The sequence below is a fragment of the Paenibacillus massiliensis 2301065 = DSM 16942 genome, assembly GCF_000377505.1.
Taxonomy (GTDB): Bacteria; Bacillota; Bacilli; order Paenibacillales; family Paenibacillaceae; genus Paenibacillus; species Paenibacillus massiliensis.
The window spans coordinates 317,391-337,408 of sequence record NZ_KB898189.1 but is presented as its reverse complement, the minus strand read 5'-3'; the positions used below and the strand labels follow the sequence as shown (position 1 = coordinate 337,408).

General features: G+C 50.1%; 16 protein-coding genes and 1 pseudogene. 11 read left to right on the top strand and 6 right to left on the bottom strand.

Annotated elements, in window-relative coordinates:
- Positions 1-18 precede the first annotated feature (18 nt).
- The 4 genes from D328_RS0112365 to D328_RS0112350 are packed head-to-tail and all read right to left on the bottom strand — an operon-like array spanning position 19 to position 4,870.
- Complete coding sequence (locus tag D328_RS0112365; RefSeq protein ID WP_018885332.1) at positions 19-2,871, bottom strand: glycoside hydrolase family 38 N-terminal domain-containing protein; 2,853 nt, start codon at positions 2,869-2,871, stop codon at positions 19-21.
- A gap of 54 nt (positions 2,872-2,925) precedes the next feature.
- Positions 2,926-4,041 (bottom strand): PTS fructose transporter subunit IIC, encoded by a 1,116-nt coding sequence (locus tag D328_RS0112360; protein WP_018885331.1) that lies wholly within the window; start codon positions 4,039-4,041, stop codon positions 2,926-2,928.
- A gap of 56 nt (positions 4,042-4,097) precedes the next feature.
- The gene (locus tag D328_RS0112355) at positions 4,098-4,415 is read right to left on the bottom strand and encodes a PTS fructose transporter subunit IIB (protein WP_026281152.1); all 318 of its coding nucleotides are present in this window, start codon (positions 4,413-4,415) and stop codon (positions 4,098-4,100) included.
- Entirely contained in the window at positions 4,415-4,870 is a 456-nt protein-coding gene (locus tag D328_RS0112350; RefSeq protein WP_018885329.1) for a PTS sugar transporter subunit IIA, read from the bottom strand. The genes D328_RS0112355 and D328_RS0112350 overlap by 1 nt, the downstream gene beginning before the upstream one ends.
- A 284-nt stretch (positions 4,871-5,154) precedes the next feature.
- Between D328_RS0112350 and D328_RS0112345 the strand changes: the two genes are divergently transcribed.
- The 5 genes from D328_RS0112345 (at position 5,155) to D328_RS0112325 (ending at position 7,708) form a co-directional block, all read left to right on the top strand.
- A complete protein-coding gene (locus D328_RS0112345) occupies positions 5,155-5,610 on the top strand; it encodes a LytTR family DNA-binding domain-containing protein (protein ID WP_018885328.1) in 456 nt (151 codons plus the stop codon).
- Positions 5,611-6,018, top strand: a complete 408-nt coding sequence (locus tag D328_RS0112340; protein ID WP_018885327.1) for a DUF3021 family protein — start codon at positions 5,611-5,613, stop codon at positions 6,016-6,018.
- Positions 6,019-6,151: 133 nt separating this feature from the next.
- On the top strand, positions 6,152-6,655 hold the full coding sequence (locus D328_RS0112335; protein ID WP_018885326.1) for a DUF6622 family protein: 504 nt from the start codon (positions 6,152-6,154) through the stop codon (positions 6,653-6,655).
- A gap of 261 nt (positions 6,656-6,916) precedes the next feature.
- Positions 6,917-7,336, top strand: coding sequence for a methyl-accepting chemotaxis protein (locus D328_RS0112330; protein ID WP_018885325.1), 420 nt, complete (start codon positions 6,917-6,919; stop codon positions 7,334-7,336).
- A gap of 15 nt (positions 7,337-7,351) precedes the next feature.
- Complete coding sequence (locus tag D328_RS0112325; protein WP_018885324.1) at positions 7,352-7,708, top strand: restriction endonuclease subunit S domain-containing protein; 357 nt, start codon at positions 7,352-7,354, stop codon at positions 7,706-7,708.
- 603 nt (positions 7,709-8,311) lie between these two features.
- Here D328_RS0112325 and D328_RS30670 read toward each other — a convergent pair.
- Positions 8,312-8,552, bottom strand: a pseudogene (locus tag D328_RS30670) (ATP-binding cassette domain-containing protein); the annotation flags it as partial.
- A 707-nt stretch (positions 8,553-9,259) separates the two neighbouring features.
- Here D328_RS30670 and D328_RS0112310 point away from each other — a divergent pair.
- From D328_RS0112310 to D328_RS0112285, 6 genes are all read left to right on the top strand, one after another.
- On the top strand, positions 9,260-11,101 hold the full coding sequence (locus D328_RS0112310; RefSeq protein ID WP_018885321.1) for a sensor histidine kinase: 1,842 nt from the start codon (positions 9,260-9,262) through the stop codon (positions 11,099-11,101).
- Positions 11,079-12,257 carry a response regulator gene (locus D328_RS0112305; protein WP_018885320.1) on the top strand — a complete coding sequence of 393 codons (1,179 nt, stop codon included), beginning with the start codon at positions 11,079-11,081 and terminating at the stop codon, positions 12,255-12,257. Before D328_RS0112310 ends, D328_RS0112305 begins: the two co-directional genes overlap by 23 nt.
- A gap of 215 nt (positions 12,258-12,472) precedes the next feature.
- Entirely contained in the window at positions 12,473-13,963 is a 1,491-nt protein-coding gene (locus D328_RS0112300; RefSeq protein ID WP_018885319.1) for a DUF5605 domain-containing protein, read from the top strand.
- 13 nt (positions 13,964-13,976) lie between these two features.
- Positions 13,977-15,266: an ABC transporter substrate-binding protein gene (locus D328_RS0112295; protein ID WP_026281151.1), complete on the top strand. Its 1,290-nt coding sequence runs from the start codon at positions 13,977-13,979 to the stop codon at positions 15,264-15,266.
- A gap of 90 nt (positions 15,267-15,356) precedes the next feature.
- Positions 15,357-16,232 (top strand): carbohydrate ABC transporter permease, encoded by an 876-nt coding sequence (locus D328_RS0112290; protein WP_018885317.1) that lies wholly within the window; start codon positions 15,357-15,359, stop codon positions 16,230-16,232.
- Positions 16,233-16,256: 24 nt separating this feature from the next.
- Positions 16,257-17,093, top strand: a complete 837-nt coding sequence (locus D328_RS0112285) for a carbohydrate ABC transporter permease (protein WP_018885316.1) — start codon at positions 16,257-16,259, stop codon at positions 17,091-17,093.
- A 166-nt stretch (positions 17,094-17,259) separates the two neighbouring features.
- On the opposite strand, the gene D328_RS0112280 is transcribed toward D328_RS0112285, so the two are convergent.
- Positions 17,260-19,956, bottom strand: a complete 2,697-nt coding sequence (locus tag D328_RS0112280; RefSeq protein WP_018885315.1) for an endo-1,4-beta-xylanase — start codon at positions 19,954-19,956, stop codon at positions 17,260-17,262.
- Between the last annotated feature and the right edge of the window lie 62 nt (positions 19,957-20,018).

Here is a 20,018-nt window from a genome sequence, read left to right as displayed (position 1 = left end):
ATATGCATCAATTCTTTTCTACAAGGAGGACTTACGTTCAGCAAGTACCGTCAGCAGCTTGGCGTGGGCCAGCTCGGGCAGCTGTACATAGCTCTCTGTTGCACTGTCAGCACGTGCACGTGTATCCTCCGGATTCAGCGGAGCTGCATCTGGACGCGGTTGCTCATCGAGCATGACCTGCTTCAGCTCTACAGGAACGGTAAAGGCTACAGTCGCTGCTGCCTGCCCATTCAGGTGCGGGTTGAATACACGCAGGATATAGCCGTCGGCGTGCTCAGCTTTCTTGAAGGCGCTCACGATGGCATTGGAGTCGGGTGTAAACGACATCAGGCTATAGCTTGGCTCCAGCACTCTGTCCTCGTCACGGAAGGCGAAGATCAGTCGTCCATTCAGAAAATCACACAGCTGATAGCTGCTCATCGGTGTCAGATACTCCCGAGCGGCCTTCGCAATATGTGCATCATCAAAGCTGGATTCATGCAGATGCAGGGCAAAGGTGCAGGACAGCTTTCCTAGCAGCTGCGCGTCAGGCGTAGCCACGATTTTCTCACCAGAAGCTCTACCCGGGCGATAGACGAGGTTCTCCTTGCCCATGAAGCCGAAGGTACGGAACAGGGTCAGGGCAATGGTGGTATAGCCATCTCCTACAATCTCGTACTCACGCACGCCCTCCGTCATGACCATCATGCCGCGTGTACCGTCATTTAAGCCGGCATAGCTCTGCATGGCCTCGATAGTAATCGGCTTCTCCTGCCATTGCTCGGCCTCCCAGATCGCTGACTCTGGTAGAGAGGTAGGCCGGGTAATGACACCGAAGGGCTGGTCCGCGATGGACAGACTGGAGGCGATGCCTGTGTTAAATAGCACCCGCAGACGGTGACTTAGCACCTGATTGTCGGCTTCTACCACGTAGCGAATCAGTCGCTCTCCCCGGCGCAGGGTGACACGCACATGGAGCGGCAGCTTGCTGCTGCACAGGCCGAGAGCCCGTTCCTCCAGATGGCTAGGCACGTCCATGGCCAGACGTAGGGACAGCTCTTGCGATACAGGTGTGTACTCCGTTACCGTCTGAACATCACAGCCGAGGGAGGAGACCACCAGGTCACGCTCTGGCGGTGAATAGTTGTAGGAATCGCCATCGTCGCCGTTATCCTCGAACACCATCTGATCACGGTATGTGCGCCCGGAATCTTTGTCCGTAATCGTCAGTGCGCCGTTCGTCTGCACCTCAATGACATAATGCTCATTCTCGATACGGTTGCCATTGGAACGAACAGGCAGGCTATCCGTGCTGGAGGGGGCTATGCTTCGTGTATGTGCAGTATCGGTGCCGGTAAGTGTATGCTGCTCACCCTGGACAGATGGTGAGTTGGATGAAGCCACAGGACGTATATCCTCTGCTCCCGTAAAATCGAATACAATCTGCGTGTAGCCCATTGGAGGAATCTCACTCAGATCCACCAGCAGCTTCGCGCGGAATACACGTTCAGGCAAATACACCTTGCGGCTCGGATTCAGGTCGATATGCTGTCCGAGCACATAATCGGTCTGTTCTACCTTTTCGATAATAGCATATTCCAGCTTGCGACCATGCAGATCGCGAATGACGAATGGCTTATCAGGCAGATAGGCGTCAAGCTCCGTAACTCCGGTGCGCACGTAAGGCAGTGTATTGAAAATAGTAAAGGCAAAGGTCTCCTCCTGCTTGATCTGGGAGGCAATCATACGCATGTGCAGGTCGAGCAGGTTGACGCCAATATCGTGTGCCTGCTTGTAACGGAAGGCCACATCCTGGTTCGTCGTATCACTATTGCAGCCCCCGATGCTGTCATGCGCGGCATTCTCGAACATAAGCTTCCAGATATCCTCGATAATCCGGTGCGGGTAGTCATGTCCGAGCGAGTGGCTGATGGCCAGTATCGGCTCTAGTGTATTCACGATGAAATTCTCGATCTGGTTGTTCATTTGCTTCAGATCAGCCCGGGTGGAGAAGATGGATTTGTGAATACGCATATGCTTCGCTTCCATCAGCTCGCCCTTGAGCACGGGCAGATCGTGGCTCGCTTGCTGGATCTCCTGCATGAAGCGCTCGGGCTCGTTCATCACATATTCGCGTGTCGTGTCCAATTCGTTGAATCGACGGATCAGCTCTGGCAGATTTTTGCGTACAGGGGCCTGATCAAATCCGTTCGGGAAATAGACATGGCGCGTCGAGGCCTTCGCCTCCAAGGCACTAATTTGCTTGTGCAAATAAGCCGGCAGATCCACCTCATCCTCAGGAATATTCCCACCGTAGTAGTAGCCAAAAGGCATCTGGACAGCGAACACCGTACTGCCGTCCGAGCCTTCCCAAGTGAACTCGGTTTTTGGATTCGTGTTGTCTGCGACACCACGCCAGAACAGGAAGTGCTCAATGCCGAATTCGCGATAGATCTGTGGCATCTGGGCCGATTGTCCGAAGGCATCCGGCACATAGCCGAGCTTCATGGCATGGCCGAATTTGCGTGCTGTCTCCATCCCATAGTACAGATTACGCACGATCGACTCTCCAGAAATGACAAGCTGGTCCGTCTGGGTGTACCATGGTCCGGTCATCAGGCGTTTGCTCTCCACCAGTTGTCGAATCCGGCCCTCATCCTCTGGACACCAGCGCAGATAGTCATCCAGCAACGATCCTTGGGCATCTAGCAGATAGTAGTGGAAGCCCTCGGTCTGCTCTAGCGTCTCCAGTACCTCCTTCACATGCTTCACGAGGTACACCTTGGAGCGAGAGGTGGTGAAATACCACTCCCGGTCCCAATGCGTGTGCGGAATGACATGTACCTTGGTCTTGCTAGCGTTGTCTACATCGTTATTTACGGTATGGTTCATCTCTGTTAGCTCCTTCCAAATACGCATTTCTATACAGGTCTACATCTATCTGTCTTAGTCGAAGACAAGCTCAATCTCTTCGCCGTTCTTCTTCACGGAAGCGTCCTTGGACGCGGCCTTCTGCTCTTCCTCATCCTTGAAGTTCACCAGCATGGTACCGCCTGCGATTAGGAGCGCCCCAACGATACCGCCTGCGAGATAGGCTAGCGGAGTCCCCACGGAAATGGCGCCATACAGCCCGCCAATCGGTGGCATAATGACATGAGCACCGAGCAGAGCCGTTACTGCAGCACCAGCAGCACAGGCGAACATATTGACGGGAATCAGCTTCGCTGGATTGCGGAGTGTGAATGGAATGGCCCCTTCCGTAATACCGATTACGCCCATAATGACGGAGCCTTTGCCAGCCTCCCGGAACGTCTTGGAGAAGCGTGCTCTCATCAGCAGTGTCGCCAGACCATAGCCAAGTGGCGGGATACAAATGGCAATATTGATGAAGATATTCGGCAAATACACCCCGGAGAGGAACAGCGCGTTGCCAGCCATCCAGGCTGCCTTGTTGACGGGACCCCCCAGGTCAAAGCCAATCATGGCCCCAAGAATAATGGCCAGGACGATTGCATTCGTACCGCTCTGGCTCATGTATTGCAGCCAGTTCACCAGATACGTATTGATGGCGCTCAGCGGTCCTCTCAGAACGACAGCCATCAGGACACCTGTCAGGCCGACCGTAATGAGCGGCAGGATAATGAGGGGGACAGAGCCCGCTGCCGGACCCGTAATTTTGACCTTATTGCGCACCCACAGCGTGATGTATCCAGCAAAAAAGCCGGAGATCAGAGCGCCAAGGAAGCCAGCATTGGTCTGCTGGGCAAGTACACCGCCGATCAGACCTGCAGCGAGGGCGGGCTTATCAGCAATCGAGTAGGCAATGAAGCCGGATAATACGATGGTCAGCAGACCGATACCGCTCCAGCCCACATTTTCCACCAAATACAGAATATGAAGGAATCCGCTTTCATCTTTATACGGACCAAAATCGGTGACGCCCATCGTCAATCCGATGATTTTACACACAGCGACAATAAGCGATCCGGCAATAATGACCGGCAGCAAATAGGAAATGCCTGTCATCAGATGTGTTTTTGCTTCGCTTAACCATTTCTTCATCGTGATCTCTCCTCATAGGAAGATATCCCCGGGCTGACCGGGGCAAAGATTATTGCTTATTGCTTGGCGGCTATTGCCTGAACCGCTTTGGTCAGGACAGCCTCTGCATTGTTCACGGCATGGCCGATCTTGACACGTACGATCTGCTTATCTTCGAACCGCTCCATGTCCTTGACGGTCTGGTCGGAGGCGATCAAGACGAAGCTGGCCTCCGCAATATCCTCTGTAGTCAGCTTGTTAACCTGGCCCATTGCGCCTTGTTGCTCGACCTTGATCTCATAGCCAAGCTGCTGTGCAGCTTTTTCGAGCGCCTTGGCTGCCATCGGTGTATGGGCAAGGCCTGCAATGCAAGAAGTAACGCCAACGATTTTCATCATGATACCAATCCTTCCGTATATTGTTGTAGCAGTGCGTAGATGTCCTCCGACTGCTGTGCCTGCGCAATGGCTGTCTTGAAGGAGTCCTCCAGCAGCAGTGTCGCCAGGGATGAAATGATCTGCAAATGAGACATATCCACCTGATGCTTCGGTACGAGAATCGTGAAAATATACTGTACGGGCTTGCCGTCATGAGCGGCCCAGTCAATCGGCTCCTCCAGACGAATCACCATCACCGCCGGTTGCTGAATGGCTGTGCTCTGGGTATGCGGAATGGCGAAATGATCCTGCAGGCCAGTGGAGTAGATATGCTCTCGCTCCCACAGATCCTGTATCACCTGCTCGGGGTGATCGGTTAGCTGTAGCTTGGCGGCTTGCTCGGCAATGAATTCAAATACGGCCTGCTTGCTGTGCAGGGGCTGATCCAGAAAAATATGCTCTTTTGTAATCATTGAAGGTCTCTCCTCCTTCCTAACATCTCTATAATGGGTGTGTGCTTGGCTATCGTCTTGCTATATGACTGCTATTTGTACGGCTATGTGTCTTGGATCTATAAGCGCTTACAGGACCATTGTAGCCGATAGGCGGGACGGTTTTAATCTAGAAAATTTCCGCGTGCTGCGGAAAATCGTTAGCAGGTGCTTGTGACTTCGTACATACCCTGCATATGCGGAGGCTGTGAAGAATTCTCGGACGCGTGCTATAATCTCCTCAGCATGCAGAGAGGAGTGTGGCGGTGAAGGTTAACATTAGCATGATCCCAGCCGAGGAAGAGGAGGAAGTCCACCTCCACATCCATACGATGAGTGAGACGATCACACAGGCTATCCAACTGTTGACCTCTCCGGACAAGACAGTCAAGCATTTGCTAGGCAAGCAGGACGGGACCTTTTACAAGCTTGACGTCGATGAAGTCTTCTATCTCGAATCCATTGATCGTAGACTATTCGTCTACACGGGCACACAGACCTATGAGCTGGCGGACAAGCTGTACGTGTTGGAAGAGCAGTTATCCGGGCTTGGCTTCGTGCGAATATCCAAATCCATGCTGCTGAATCTGAACAAGATTCATTCCTTCTACCCCAAGCTTAGCGGTAATCTGGAGGCGGTCCTGATCAATCAGGAGAAGGTATCCATCTCAAGACGGTATGTGCCTGGCCTGAAAAAGCAGCTGGGAATGAGGGAGGCGTAAATGATGATTCGCCGGATTCAGCAGGTACTGAGGCTCAGCGCCACGATTTTCACCGTGTGTGTAGTGCTTCAGTTGGTAACTGGTCATCAAGTGAATAATGAGATGCTGCTCGGGCTGCTCATTTGCTCTGTTGGGGCATCTCTGGTGAGATTTTTATTATTTAGAGAGTTCTTGGCGGAAGCCACCGTTGCTAAGCAATTGCTGTATATGCTGGTCGTGTGGCTGATGGTCGTGGCCTTTAACTTCTTGTTCCAGTGGGGAATGTCCGTGGGCGGTATATTTGGCAATGCAGGCTTGGTGCTTATTACATACGTGTGTGTCCGCTTCATCAGCTATCGGCATGACAAGACCGAGGTTAGAGAAATGAACAGGCTATTGGAGCAGCTCAGAAGAAAGGATACGCCGTAGAGGTGCAATTCATGTGTTAAAAAAGACCGCTTAGGCAGGCGATTAAGCCGCTTGCGTCAGAGTCTATTGTCCCTTCTGCATGGTTAGTGTACGCTTGGGCCACATAAGATCATGTGGGAGGAAGGGACATCTGATGTTCATTGTAGAGGTTATTCGACAGACGCCGCTGTATATTTGGTTTTTGCTGGCTTTTCTTACTGTTCGAGGACTTCGATCGGCCAAGGACGGAGTGCTGAGCATTCCGAAGATGGTAATCGTACCTGTGATATTCATGCTATGGGGATTGGAGACGATCTTTACTCGCTTTGAGCATTTGGGAGTAGCGCTGGTGGGCTATTTGTTTTTTGCAGCTCTAGGTACGCTCGTCGGGAATGCTCTATATGCGAAATACAGAACGATCTACCAAAAGGAGCAGCGCTTCTATCGCTCGGGCACTTATCTACCGCTGATCGTTATTCTAATGAATTTTGTAGTGAAGTATGCGCTAAATGTCAGTGTGATTCTTGATTCTTCGCTCTATGGTAATCTGGTGTTCACCGTTCTCTATTGTCTGTTCAGCGGCGTATCGGTCGGATTGTTCATTGGGGGGATCTGGAATGCGTATGTATGCTCCTCGCGTCTGAAATTGAGTACGTAGCGCCTGAAAGACTTGTAAGCTGAGAAGAGCTGAGAGCAGCTCTTTTTTTTCTTGTCTCGGAAGTAAGAAGAAGGACTTGCGAGTCTCCAGAATCACTCGTTGTGCTGTGATATTTCATGGATGTGTAGGCACGGGGGAAGAAGGTGTAGACTTATGCCGAAAATGAGCGAATTTCCTTATCCAATTTATTGAAGAGCGACAGAGTTTGACATATAATCAAATGGATGAAGAATTTGTAAAACACACTGGGGGAGATCACGCATGTTTGTGGGAAAAGGCGCAGTTCGTGAAATGGCCAATGAAATCGACAAGGTAATCAGAGAAATCGACCAGATTACACAATCAAGAATTGACCGCGTATCCGATAAAATTGACTCTGAGTTAAACTCCTGTGGTCGTGAATTGTCCAATGCGGCTGCAACATTATCTCAAATTCGTCCTCTAATGGACAGACTGGTGGCTCAGGTCGGCCAAAATGCGCCTGATCATGTGCAGGTTCTCGTCACATCGATTGCCCAGGAAGTGATTTCCAAGGCAACCGGCGCTGGTGCCAACATTGATGAAGTGCAGAAGAACATTAAGGACGTAGACAAGTTAACCAATGAAATCGATGATCTGACAGATGAGATCGATAAGCTGACAGACAAGATCGATGAAATTACAGATAAGTATCAGAAGTAGGGAGGACTGTTCCTGATGAGCGATTATACACCGCCTGTTGGTCAGCCGAATTACATGTCTGCAGGATCGAATGGCTGGGGCAATAAGCAAGCCAAAGAAACCGCTGTGAGAATTGATCATATTGCTGATAAGGCCAAATTCGGTATTGAAATGCTGGGTACCGGCGTATCGGGTATTGATGCGATCGAGAAGGAATTGATCGAGCTATCCCATGCCCCGAATCCGCCGACGCAAGAACAAATTCGCTCGATGGCACACCGTCTGGATGCGCATCAGAAGCAGATTCAACAAGCTTTGGATCGTATTAAGGAAATGATGACTGACATTGAGAGACAGGCCGATTCGATTCATAATCAGCGTAATTCCTGGTAAGAGCAGCACGCCGAACTCATAGACGAAATGTATTATATTAGATCGCTTGACTAATCGAATGATGCAAAAATGCTGATGTATATGCATCTCTTGGAACGGATATCAGGGTTACGATTCAGATAATCCGATATGGTTCCTGGAGGTGCATTTTTTGCTTAGATTACGATGAAGACGGTGGCCATTCTTATGAAGATCATTTTTTTGTGCAGACCCTAGCCTGAATCTTTAATTAGTACGAAATCGGGCTTTCTTGGACATTACAAAAAACCATCAAGTAGAAGTTGAATTAGAAGTTTGATTTTTTCTACTGTTTACTATGATGGGAGCATATCAGGAGGCTCTTGCACGGCCAGTTTTTTTTACAGCAATAATCAAAATTTTGACAGGTCGGATTTATCCCGGTCCAGAATCACTCGGCATTCGGGCCTTTGCGGCTGGAACGTGTTCGCTGGTCTCATTTCGGAAGTGGGACATCTTCACATCGATTTTTAACAAAAAGAGTACGGCTCTTTATAAAGCTACTGACTATCCTCCTCCGGCGGATAATTTACCGCCCTTGACCTCAGACACAATTTCACCGGGAACTGTGTGCCGCTGCGGAAAACGGTCGGTCAGGGGGGAAGTCGGTTCGTCCATAATGATCGCCTTTGCCTCTATCATAAGCGCTTTGGCGATTTCAATCATTTGCTGCTGGCCGACAGAGCAGGCTCCCGCAGGTTGGTCATGGCGGAAGAGAAAGAGACAGCTTCTGCATCTGTCCATTTGATAGCGCTTTCATAATGCGATTGTTCAAGAATCCCCAGCTTGTTGTGAGTTCTTTTCCGAGAAAGAGATTTTCCAGCACGTGATTTGTTCCAAAGGATTTGTGAATCCCGTTCATCCTGATATTCAAGCATGTTCCCCCTTATCTGTAATGGTCACTTACAGAAAAACGCGTCGACGCTTTGAATCGAGACCAGATAAGCTGTGCATTGAATTGTGTCGCTGGATGCCTGACTGTGCCCACGGAGCGTACGGCGCGGAAGGGGGTTACTTTAATTAACTAAATTAAAATAATTAAAATTCATTTACGACGCCATCTTATTATCAATATAAAGTGCTGTAAATAATTGGTCTAGTTGATAAAAGCGCGAATAAAACTAAAATAAACTAAATTATAAATATAAATTTTCATTAAAGATAAGTACGATGTAAACTTCATTTATCCGTTGACAGGGATTTTAATCTAACTAATTTTCCGAAAATAGGTCAATTAATACAAAAATAAGAGGTGTAAGAAGGTGGTAAGCATGAATTCTTGTATGATAAAAGCTTCTGTATAGGTACGATAATAAATGAATATAGTACGTTTTTTAGTGTTGTGAGCTGAAAAATACTAAAAAATATTTCTAAACATTGCAACTCGGCGATAGACAGTATAAACTGCTCTTAACTGTTCGTAGTTTTGCAGGAATAGATACTTTTTTTACTTAAATGGAATATATAGTCATCTTGCTTGGCAAGTATTACGAAGCGGTGCGTTCAAGATCTTAGACATCAAGAGGTGAGAACATGCAGAAATTGTCCAATATCCGGTTTCAAACCAAACTATTTGTTGTGTTCATACTCCTGAGCAGTATTCCGGCGCTGTTGATCGGGACGATGGCCTACCGTAAATCCTCTATGATGCTGCAGGCCCGGAACGAGCAGGATCTGAATGTGATTCTGGCTCAGTTGAATACATCTATTGAACGCCAGATCAGGGACTTTGACCGGTTTACAATGATTCCGTATTATTTGCCGGACATTTTCAGCTTTTTAAACCAGCCTTATTTGGCCAAGGAGCAGTGGGGAACAGCGGAAATCAAGGCGCAGAGAACGATGGCCCGGCTCATGGGCGCCTATCCTTCCATAAACTCATCGATTAAGGGACTGATGATCTACGGTATGAACGGGACCGTCAACGGCTATCGCTTGAGCGGAAATACGGTCATTAATCTCAAAGAAAAGGTTACAGATCAAGATTGGTATCAACAGACGCTTGCGCAGCGGGGCGGTTTTGTCATTAGCGGGGTGCGGGAGATCGACCAGTTTAAAGAAGGGTCATTCTCTGCCCTGATCGGCTCTCGCCTGCTGATGGACGAGGAATATCAACCGCTGGCTGTGATGGCTATCTTCATCAGTCCCGATTTTATTCCCAAATTTGTGGAGACGCTGGAGCTCCCGACCGTGAAGGTGACCGTCCTGGATCAGAACCGAAATGTTATTTATGCATCCGATCCTGTCCTTGCGTCCAGACAGCTGTCCATCGGTACCAATAGGCAGCGGGGCAGCTGGGAGGCCGCAGGGTCCGGGGATCATGGTCAGGAGGAATACAGCGGCGTTTTTCTTGAAAGCGGTTACTTGGGGTGGAAGGTGTATCTGGGAGTTAATCGTGAAGAGCTGCTGGCTGGCAACCGTTCTATCAGCTATTTTACGTTCCTTGTAGCGGTGGCAGCGGTGATTTGTTCAGCGGCCATTTCCTGGCTGCTTGCGAGAAGGCTGTCGAGGCCAATCAACCGCTTGATTCGCTCTATGCGCGAGGTTGAGCAGGGAAATTTCAAAGCCCCTGCACCTGTAGGGGAGGATAACGAAATGAGGCGGCTGGAAAACAGCTATCACATGATGGTCAGCCGTCTCGACAAGCTGGTGCATTCCATTGAAGAGAAGGAGCGCCAGAAGCGCAATGCCGAACTCTACGCATTGCGGGCACGCATACAGCCGCATTTTCTGTATAATACGCTGAATTCCATCCGCATGCTGGCCATACTGCAGCAATCGTCCCATATTGCCAAATTGCTGCAAGCGCTGGCTAAGCTGCTGCAGGTGAATATGAAGCTGGACAGCGAGCTCGTTACGCTGGATGAGGAGATTCGACTGCTGCAGGATTATGCCGCTTTGATGGATTTAAGATACACCGGCGTTTTTTCGATACAGTGGGATATTCCGCACGAGTGTTTGCACGTGCCCATTCCACCCATGCTGCTACAGCCGCTGCTGGAAAACTCGATCTTTCACGGAGCTAAAGGGCTGGATAGAATCCTGCGCATTTCCATTGCGGCAAGACCGGATGCGGAGAGCGGAGCGCTGTTCATTGAAATTGCAGATGACGGCAGAGGCTTTTCCGGCAAAGAGATTCTGCTACGGGAAGAGGACGGAGATGAGGAAAAAAAAGGGGGCAGCGATGGAGAAGGGAGCTCTGTTCATATCGGTCTGTGCAATGTACACGAACGGATCCTTCTTAGGTTTGGCGAACCCTATGGATTGTTGGTAGAGCGGAGCGGGGATTTGACCCGGGCTATTGTTAAAATACCACTGAAAGCAGCAGGATCAGAGACAGGGGGAGACAGAGATGTGGAATCTGTTGGTCGTTGATGATGAATCCATTGTCAGAATGGGACTGCGTTATATGCTTGATTGGGAAAAATTTGGAATATGCTGGAGGGCCGAGGCCGCCGACGGTGAAGAAGCGCTGCGGATTTTGGAAGAAGAAAGCATTCACTTGGTCATGACCGATATCCGGATGCCCGGTATGGACGGGATTGAACTGGCGCAAAAAATCAGGCACAGACAACCGGAGATCCAAGTTATTTTCTTAAGCAGCTACGATACTTTTTCCTACGTAAGGGAGGCCCTTCGGCTGGGAGCAGCCGATTATCTGCATAAACCTACTATGGATGAAGCTGAAATCGCGGACACGATTCAAAAGGTCATTTCTCGTTTTACATTGACCCCTAATGAGCCGCCGCGGCGCACAGAAGAAGAAAAAAACGAGCTTTTTCTATCGTTGCTGGATCCTTTTACATTTCCGGCGAAGCCATTGCAGCTCCTGCCCGAGCTGGCGGACGAATCCTTCAAGGAGGGTTATGAACTGGCGATTATCCGTAAAAGATGCGATGCGGTTCAGGAAGAGGAAGATGCGGAGCAACTGCGATTTCTTTCCATTTTGCATCTCGTTGGCAAGCTGACGGTAAAGGACTGGGGAGGTCTGGTATTTCACAGGAACTTCCGTGAAATGATCTGGATTGTTCCTGTCCGTTCCCATACCGGGAATGGTGATATGCAAAGCTATCTGAACGGTTTGCGGCAGAAGGTGCTTGAGCTGTTGAACGTCCCTCTGATCTTTGCTTGTGCATCTTCTGCATGCAGGGATATTTCCGGCTTGCCCGACGCCTATATGTCTGCGCTTTTGCATTTTCCCCGCAATGAACAGAGCGACAGCTTTATTGTGCGCAGGGCTAAAGAATATGTGGACCGGCATCTTCTGGAGGATGTTACCCTGGCCAAGGTCGGTGAATCCATCCATGTTAGTCCGGGCTACTTGAGCAGGATTTTTCTTAAGGAAATTGGTGAGAATTTCAGTGATTACATCATACGCAACAAAATGGAGATCGCTCAAAAAATGCTGCGCGAGACCAGCCGCAAGGTGTATGAGATTGCGTCCGATCTCGGGTACAGCAACCCTCATTATTTCAGCAAGCTGTTCAAGGACCGTATCGGACTCACCCCTCTTGAGTACCGCAATCAATGATCCGGAGCCGGCAAGCATACCGATGCAAGTTAAAAAAACGTATGATTTCGCAAAAATCATCTATTGTCGGGACCGGAAGCATCCGCAGCATCTGCGTACACGTCAAAATCACATATGAAAAAGCCGATTCGCCCGCTACTACCACCAGAAGTTAATCATTAAAATGAATGGTGCAAGAGGTTGAATGACCAGAAGAGAAAGGGGCGAATCAGGTAATGCAGGAATTAGCGAACACGCCGGAAATTGAACGTTGGGGGAGATTTGATCTGCTACTTCCCGGACCGAAGGACGGTAATCCCTTTACGGATGTGGCGATCGGAGCACGCTTCAGCCAGGGACACCGCACCGTTGAGGTGGACGGTTTCTATGACGGGGAAGGCTCTTACCGTGTGCGTTTCATGCCGGATGCTGTAGGAACATGGTCTTATGAGACGGTTAGCAATGTGTCTGAATTGAATCTTGTTCAGGGCACGTTCAAATGTGTTGAACCTTCAGCCGGAAATCACGGACCCGTTGGAGTGGATCGCGAGGTACATTTTGCCTATGCCGACAGCACACCCTTCTTTCCCTTCGGAACCACAAGTTATGTATGGAATCACCAAAGCGAAGAGCTACAGGACCTCACCCTTCGCAGTCTGGCTGAAGCGGGCGCTTTTAATAAAATGCGAATGTGCGTTTTTCCGAAGCACTATGATTACAATTTGAACGAACCGGCATTGTACCCGTTTGCAGGGTCTCTGGAAGATGGCTGGGATTTCACAGCCTTCAATTCCGCATATTGGCGGCACCTTGAACGCCGGATTGAGGATCTGCAGCGGCTTGGCATCGAGGTCGACCTCATCCTTTTTCATCCTTATGATCGGTGGGGATTTGCGGAGATGAGCCCCGAGACTGACGATTTTTATCTGCGCTATGCCGTCGCCCGCCTCTCGGCATTTCGCAACATCTGGTGGTCGCTGGCCAACGAGTTCGACCTGATGAAAGCGAAAACGATACGGGATTGGGATCGGTTCTTCAGAATCATTCAGGAGCGAGATGCTTACAGTCACCTCCGGTCCATTCACAACTGGCATCATCCGGGCATCCATTACCGCAGCAACCTGCATTGGTATGATCATGGCAAGCCTTGGGTTACACATGCGAGCATCCAGCACCATGATCTTCATTTTGTAAAGGAATGGCAGGAGACCTACCGGAAGCCCATTGTCGTGGACGAATGCCGCTATGAAGGAAATCTGAATCACGGCTGGGGCAACATCACGGCGGAACGGATGGTGGAATGCTTCTGGGAAGGTATGCTGAACGGCGGTTATGTTACGCACGGGGAGACCTTTCTGCACGAAGACAATATCATCTGGTGGTCGCACGGAGGAACACTGCATGGAGAAAGCCCGTCCAGAATCCAGTTTCTCCGCCGTATTATTGAAGCTGGACCACAGCTCGGGCGCTTGAGCGCCGACTTTCAATGGGATACTGCGGCGGGTGGGGTGGACGGCGAATATTACCTCGTGTATTTTGGGTCAAGCCGTCCGGGATTTCGCATTCTGCCGCTAGCGGAGGGTGTCGCTTGTACCATTGACCTGATCGATACATGGAACATGACGATTACTCCGTTGCCAGGGACATATGAAGGAACATGCCGTGTGGAATTGCCTGGCAAGCCTTACCAAGCACTTCGTATTCAAGCTATCAACGATAAAGCATAGGGGGACATACATGATGAAAAAATGGGTTGCGTTGCTGGCTAGTGTTCTGCTTGTAGTTACAAGTGTGGTGGGATGTTCTTCAAGTTCTTCGGATGCAGCTCAACAAAGCCAAGAGGGCTCATCCTCTGGCAGCCCCAAGGTCAGTATATCTTTGTGGACACTGAATACGGGCTGGTCATGGCTGAAGTCCGCGGTTGAAGATTTTGAAAGCGCTAACCCGGATATTGACGTGGAGCTTACCCAGTATGAGGTGGACCCGTTTAAAGAAACCCTCAAGGTAGCGGCAAGCTCAAAGACACTGCCGGATATGTGGTTTACCTGGGGCGGCACGTTGGGTTCTTTTTACCCGGAAAATGGCATGACGATGGATTTGACTCAGGTGGCGAAGGATAATAAATGGTCCGAAAAATTCAATCAGACCGCTATTGATATGTCTACTTATGACGGGAAAGTTTCCGGTTTTCCGCTGCATTTGAATGTACTGGGCATGTGGTACTCGAAGGAAAGCTATCAAAAGCTAAACTTGAAAGCGCCTGCAACATTTGCCGAATTCGAGTCGCAACTGCAAACGCTAAAGGATAGCGGGATGACCCCTCTGGCTTTCGGCAGCAAGGGCGGATGGCATACGATGCGGCTGACCGAGCAATTGCTCGAACATTTTGGCGGTCCGGAGCTGCATGACAAGCTGAACCGTCTGGAAGCGTCATGGAACGATCCGGCGGTCGTTAAGACATTTGAAAAGATTAAAGAATATACGGACAAGGGCTACTTCCCGATGGGTTATTCCTCATTGGACCCAAGTGAAGCCGAAATGTTGTTTTACCAGCAATCGGCGGCAATTATTAACGAGGGCACCTGGTTTGACGGTACCATTAGTGAAAATGGCTTTGATCCGGCACAATTTGATGTCTTCAAATTTCCGACAGAACAAACGCCGGCACGCGCATCCGTGTTCGCGGAAATGCTGCAGATCAACGGCGCATCCGACGCTGCGAAGCAAGAAGCGGCCATCAAGCTTGGGGAGTATTTAACGAGTGTTGAGACGGTCAATAAATATATCAATGATTACGGTTCTCCGGCCACGCTGGGCTTCACGGTCTCGGAAGAGACACCGCATCTTCAGCCGCTGCTGGACAGCGCTGAGGATGGTGGTTTCCTGATTACTGACCAGGCTCTTCCGCAGGAGGTGGTGCAGAAGCTGTTCGAAGCACAGGATAAAGTGGCTCTAGACGAGTGGACACCACAGCAGGCTGCCGAAAACATGGAGAACGCCGTGTCTGCGTACAAAAGCAAACAGAAATGATGATCAGGATCTTACCGCCTGGATTGAATCGGGCAAGGCGGCAGCAGGAGCTTCCTGCTGCCGCGATTGGTGTAGAAAGGGGAGAATGGCATGACAACAAGAATGCTTAAGCCGTGGCTGTTCCTGCTGCCTGCTTTAATCATTTACTTAACTGTTATCTTTGTGCCGGCGGTATACACCTTTTTTCTCAGTTTTTTCAGTTGGAATGGAGTTGCACCCCATAAGGAGTTTGTAGGCTTAGACAACTATGTCGAACTGTTCACACAGGATACCGTGTTCATGAGAGCGCTGAAAAACAATCTGTTCTGGATGATCGGTTCTCTGACCTTGATTATGGGGGCTGGCCTGGGACTGGCGCTGCTGCTGAACAAGAAGCTGAAGGGGCGGATCTTTTTCCGCGGCGTATTCTACTTTCCATATGTATTGTCGGGGATTGTTGTGGCAACTGGCTGGACCTGGATCTACAATCCGACGCAGGGATTTGTCAATAAAATGCTCGCTTTACTGGGATTAGAGAGCTGGCAACACGCCTGGCTGGCAGAGCCGGATATAGCGCTGTACGCAGTATTTGTAGCGGCCATGTGGCAGGGCATCGGACAGCCTATGGTTCTTTTCCTGGCAGGACTGCAGAGCATTCCGCAGGATCCGTATGAGGCGGCTTTAATCGACGGAGCAAGACCTTATCAGTCTTTTTTCTATATCACGCTGCCGCTGTTGCGCGAAACATTTGTGATTGTGATAGCCACGACGCTGATTGCTTCCATGAAAGTGTATGACATTATTTACGGCATGACCGGCGGCGGGCCCGCCGAAAGCACTCAGGTGCTCTCGTCATGGATGTACGCCCAGACGTTCAAGTTTGCGAATATCGGAATGGGCTCGGCCATCGCCTTCATTCTTGTATTGATTTCCATGACCATCATCATTCCCTATGTGTACTACACGACGAAGAAATCTTATGTATAATGTGCGGAAAGTGAGTGGTGCAGCATGGAGGAACTGAGAGTCCATCCGGCAGTGACCGTACTACGGTACGTATTCCTGATTGTTTTGGCGGCCATGTTCTTAATCCCGGTCCTGTTCATCGCCTTCACTGCGCTGAAATCGAGAGCGGATCTGATGACCAGCCCCTTCTACGCGCTCCCTGAACAATTTCAGTGGGATAACTTTCTGAAGGCGTGGGACCAGGGCAAAATGAGCATGTATATGAAAAATACGCTTTTCATCTGTCTCGTCAAGGTTCCCTTGGGCATACTGATCGAAGCGCTCGCGGCGTTTGCCCTGACCAGGCTGAATTTTAAATGGAGTAATTCGTTGTTTGCCTTTTTCCTGATCGGCATGATGATCCCGATGCAGGCCACACTTGTACCCTTGAATATATTTCTGAACAAAACGCATCTTGTTAGCACGTATCCCGGGATCTTTCTCGTTTATGTCGGATTCGGGATTCCGTTTGGCATTCTGATTTTGCGCGGCTTCTTCCGTACCATTCCGAAGGAAATCGATGAATCTGCCTTAATCGACGGATGCGGGGATATGGGGAAATTCTTACGGATCATTTTACCGTTGTCCATGCCGGCCATCGCCACGCTTGTCATCTTTGACTTTATGGCGACCTGGAATGAGTTTTTGCTTGCGCAGATTTTCATCACCAAGGATACGATGAAGACGATTACAACCGGGCTGCTTGCCTTTAAGGGTGAGCACTCAACCGACTATACGCTGCTGAACGCGGGGGTGCTGATCTCCATAATTCCTACCTTGTGTGTCTACCTGCTATTCCAGAGATATTTTGTTTCCGGACTGGCAGGATCGGTTAAGGGCTGATTCTCAGTTATGTCCGTTAGTTAATTCACTATAGTGGCAAATAAAATCGCAAGTGGCAAATGAAAATCGCAGCAAGCCGGCGCCGATGGAATACCGATGCCAGCTTGCTGCGATTTGTTATGCAATATGAAGCTCTTTTTCCGCGAGCTATGAATGGCAGTGTGGATTAATCAGCAGGGTATCCGGTCAGGGTGAGTACACCGAACACCGATGGGTCCATGTATGCATTACCAGTTGTATCATTCCAAGTTGCCACACTCTGACGGGCTCCGTCCTTGGCGTCATTGATCTGCACGTCAAAACCGAGCTTCGTGCCATTCACCGGCGTGATCGACCGAAGCGGAATCTTGGCCTCCACCGTGTAATTCGTTCCTGATACCTGGGTAGCGGATACGAAGCCATTCGCGATGCTGGTCGGATTGAAGGAAGCCTCATTGTTATAGTTCACACGATATTGCCCATCGTCCTCTTGATAGAAGGTCGTCTTGTCATTTCGCTCATCCAGGAATATTTCAATGGAATCCTGCTCCCAGACATTGGCGCTGCTCTTGTCAAGCTGGGCGTCGCTGACCTGAATGAGCACGTACAGGTAATCCTCATCCCAGAGTGCCTTCGCTACTCCGGTAGCTCCCTGCCATGCGGTCTGGTAGCGGTTGACGGGAATAGATGGTGCTGAGCTCCAGACTGCGTCTGCGGTCCCGTCAATTACAGGTGTGCCGTAGACGACGTTAGCTTGAAGCGCAGGAATGGGCTCGGGGGCATGCTCGGCAATGAAGCTATCTGGGTCAATGACCCCGTAGTATGCAGGCTTGGCCTGCAGGTTCTTATCGAATAGCAGCGGATTGGAGGAAGAGCGCCAGCTGGAGCCGTCATCCAGTCCCCAGATCGTGACGCGCTTGATGGCATCGGCATGCTCCTTGAAGAGCTTGAATAGCTGAGCGTAAAGAAACCCTTGGGCATTGGCAAGTCTGTCTGGAAGCTGATAGTCGCTGCCAGCTTGAATATCCAGCTCCGTGATGCTAACCTCCACACCGAGATTAATGAACCGCTCCAGCGATAATCTTACATTCTCCGGGTTCGTGTTGACATTGTAATGACCTTGCATGCCGATTCCGTCAATTAACAGCTTACCCGGATGTGCAAGTGCATAGCGGTCGTTGATCTCTTCAACCATCCCGGCAATGGCTTGGGCCTTATTCTGGTTATCTTCATTGTAGTCATTGTAATACAGCTTGATATCCCACTCTGGATGATCATCCAGCACCTCACGGGCTGCCAGGAAGGCTTGCTCGACATAATCCGGGCCTATCGACTGATACCAGGGGGACTGGCGGAGGGAGGCTTCCCAATTGGTCGGATTCGGAGGATTATCACTCATAGCCTCGTTCACGACATCCCAGGAGATGACCCGATCACCGAAGTGCTCCATGACCGTGCGAATATGGGTCCGCATATTGGTTAGCGCTTCCTCGCGGCCCAATGGAATGGCGTTGTTCTGGGCATCCGGTCTTGTATTCATCCATTCCGGGGATTGCTGATGCCATACCAGCACATGGCCATGCATTTGCATACCCTCGTCCAGTACCTTGTTCACCATAGTATCAGCGGCTGTGAAGGTGAATTGCCCTTTGGTGGGCTGCAAGGCATCTGGCTTCATGGCATTGCCTGCAGTAGCCGTATTATGATGCAGCTTCAGCAATTGCAGACGGACACCACTCAGATCCTCGGCAGTAATAGCGTTGCCAATCAGAAATTCATTCTGGTAGGCTGCCTTGATGGGCGTAAGGTCGTCTTCAATGACAATCGGACCGGAACCTGTCCTGCGGAGGTTAATATCATCCATATAGAAGGAGGCCGTGCTGTTACTCGCGCTCTCGATGTATATTGTCAAATACTCACTGCTGACATTGTTATAACGGTAGGAGCCTTCGAACAGCACCCAGCCGTCACTCGTACTAATCGTCTTGGGCGCAAGCGTGACATAGTTGGCGCTGCTGCCTTGACCGATCTGGGAGGAAAGCTGAAGCTGCGCGCTGGCTGGAGCTATGAGCTTGACCCATGCGGATATCGTATACTCGTGTCCCTGGTCAACATAAGGCTCGATCCGCAAGGTAGGGCCATGCCAAGTGCTGCTGCGACCCTCGACCTTCAGTGCGTAGCCACCGCCAGAAGTATGGTTTGCTTCATTTGTAACCGTTAGTGTCTCTGAGCCGGACCGCCCAGTGAATCCACTGGCTGTCTGATTTTCAAAGGTAATAGGTGTGAACGGCTGAGCAGGTGGTCGTGGTGGATTTTCGCCCCCGGTATTACCCTGCTGTGTGACCAGAATATCTCCAATGTAAAAGGGGACAGAAGCGCCGTTACTGTTGGACTGGACTCGTAGTGTCGTATCCTTGGTGGTGTCCACGGTGAATTCCTTCGTGAGCGTAATGGCTTTGCCAGCTTCATAATTGGCGTTAGCCAGCAAAGCATAGCTGCTGACCGTCTGGAGGTAGGCTTGAGCACCGGAAGGCACAGCTACTGTAGGGTCTACATAGACAGATACTGTGACGGTATACGTACGTCCATTCACCAGTCCCATGTCGCTGAAGCGAAAGTCCGCTGCATCCCAGTTGTTCTGACGGTTGCTCACGTATAAAGCTGCTCCGTCGTCGTTACCGCTAAAGACCTTTCCGGTGACAGGAGTCAGGTGGGCTCCTCCGGATTGTACAGCCATGCCTTTGCCTTGAGTAAACGATTCATGGTATACCGTCTCTACAGCAGGAGGGTCTGCCGCCTCAGCAGCGGGAGTCCATAAGCCTGTCGGAAGCAGTACAGCCATGGCCAGAACCAGCGAGAATGCTTGCCTCAGTCTTGATCTCATACGCACACACTCCTCACAATAATTTTAAAATAAACCAAATTAAGCGCTTACAATATTTTGCG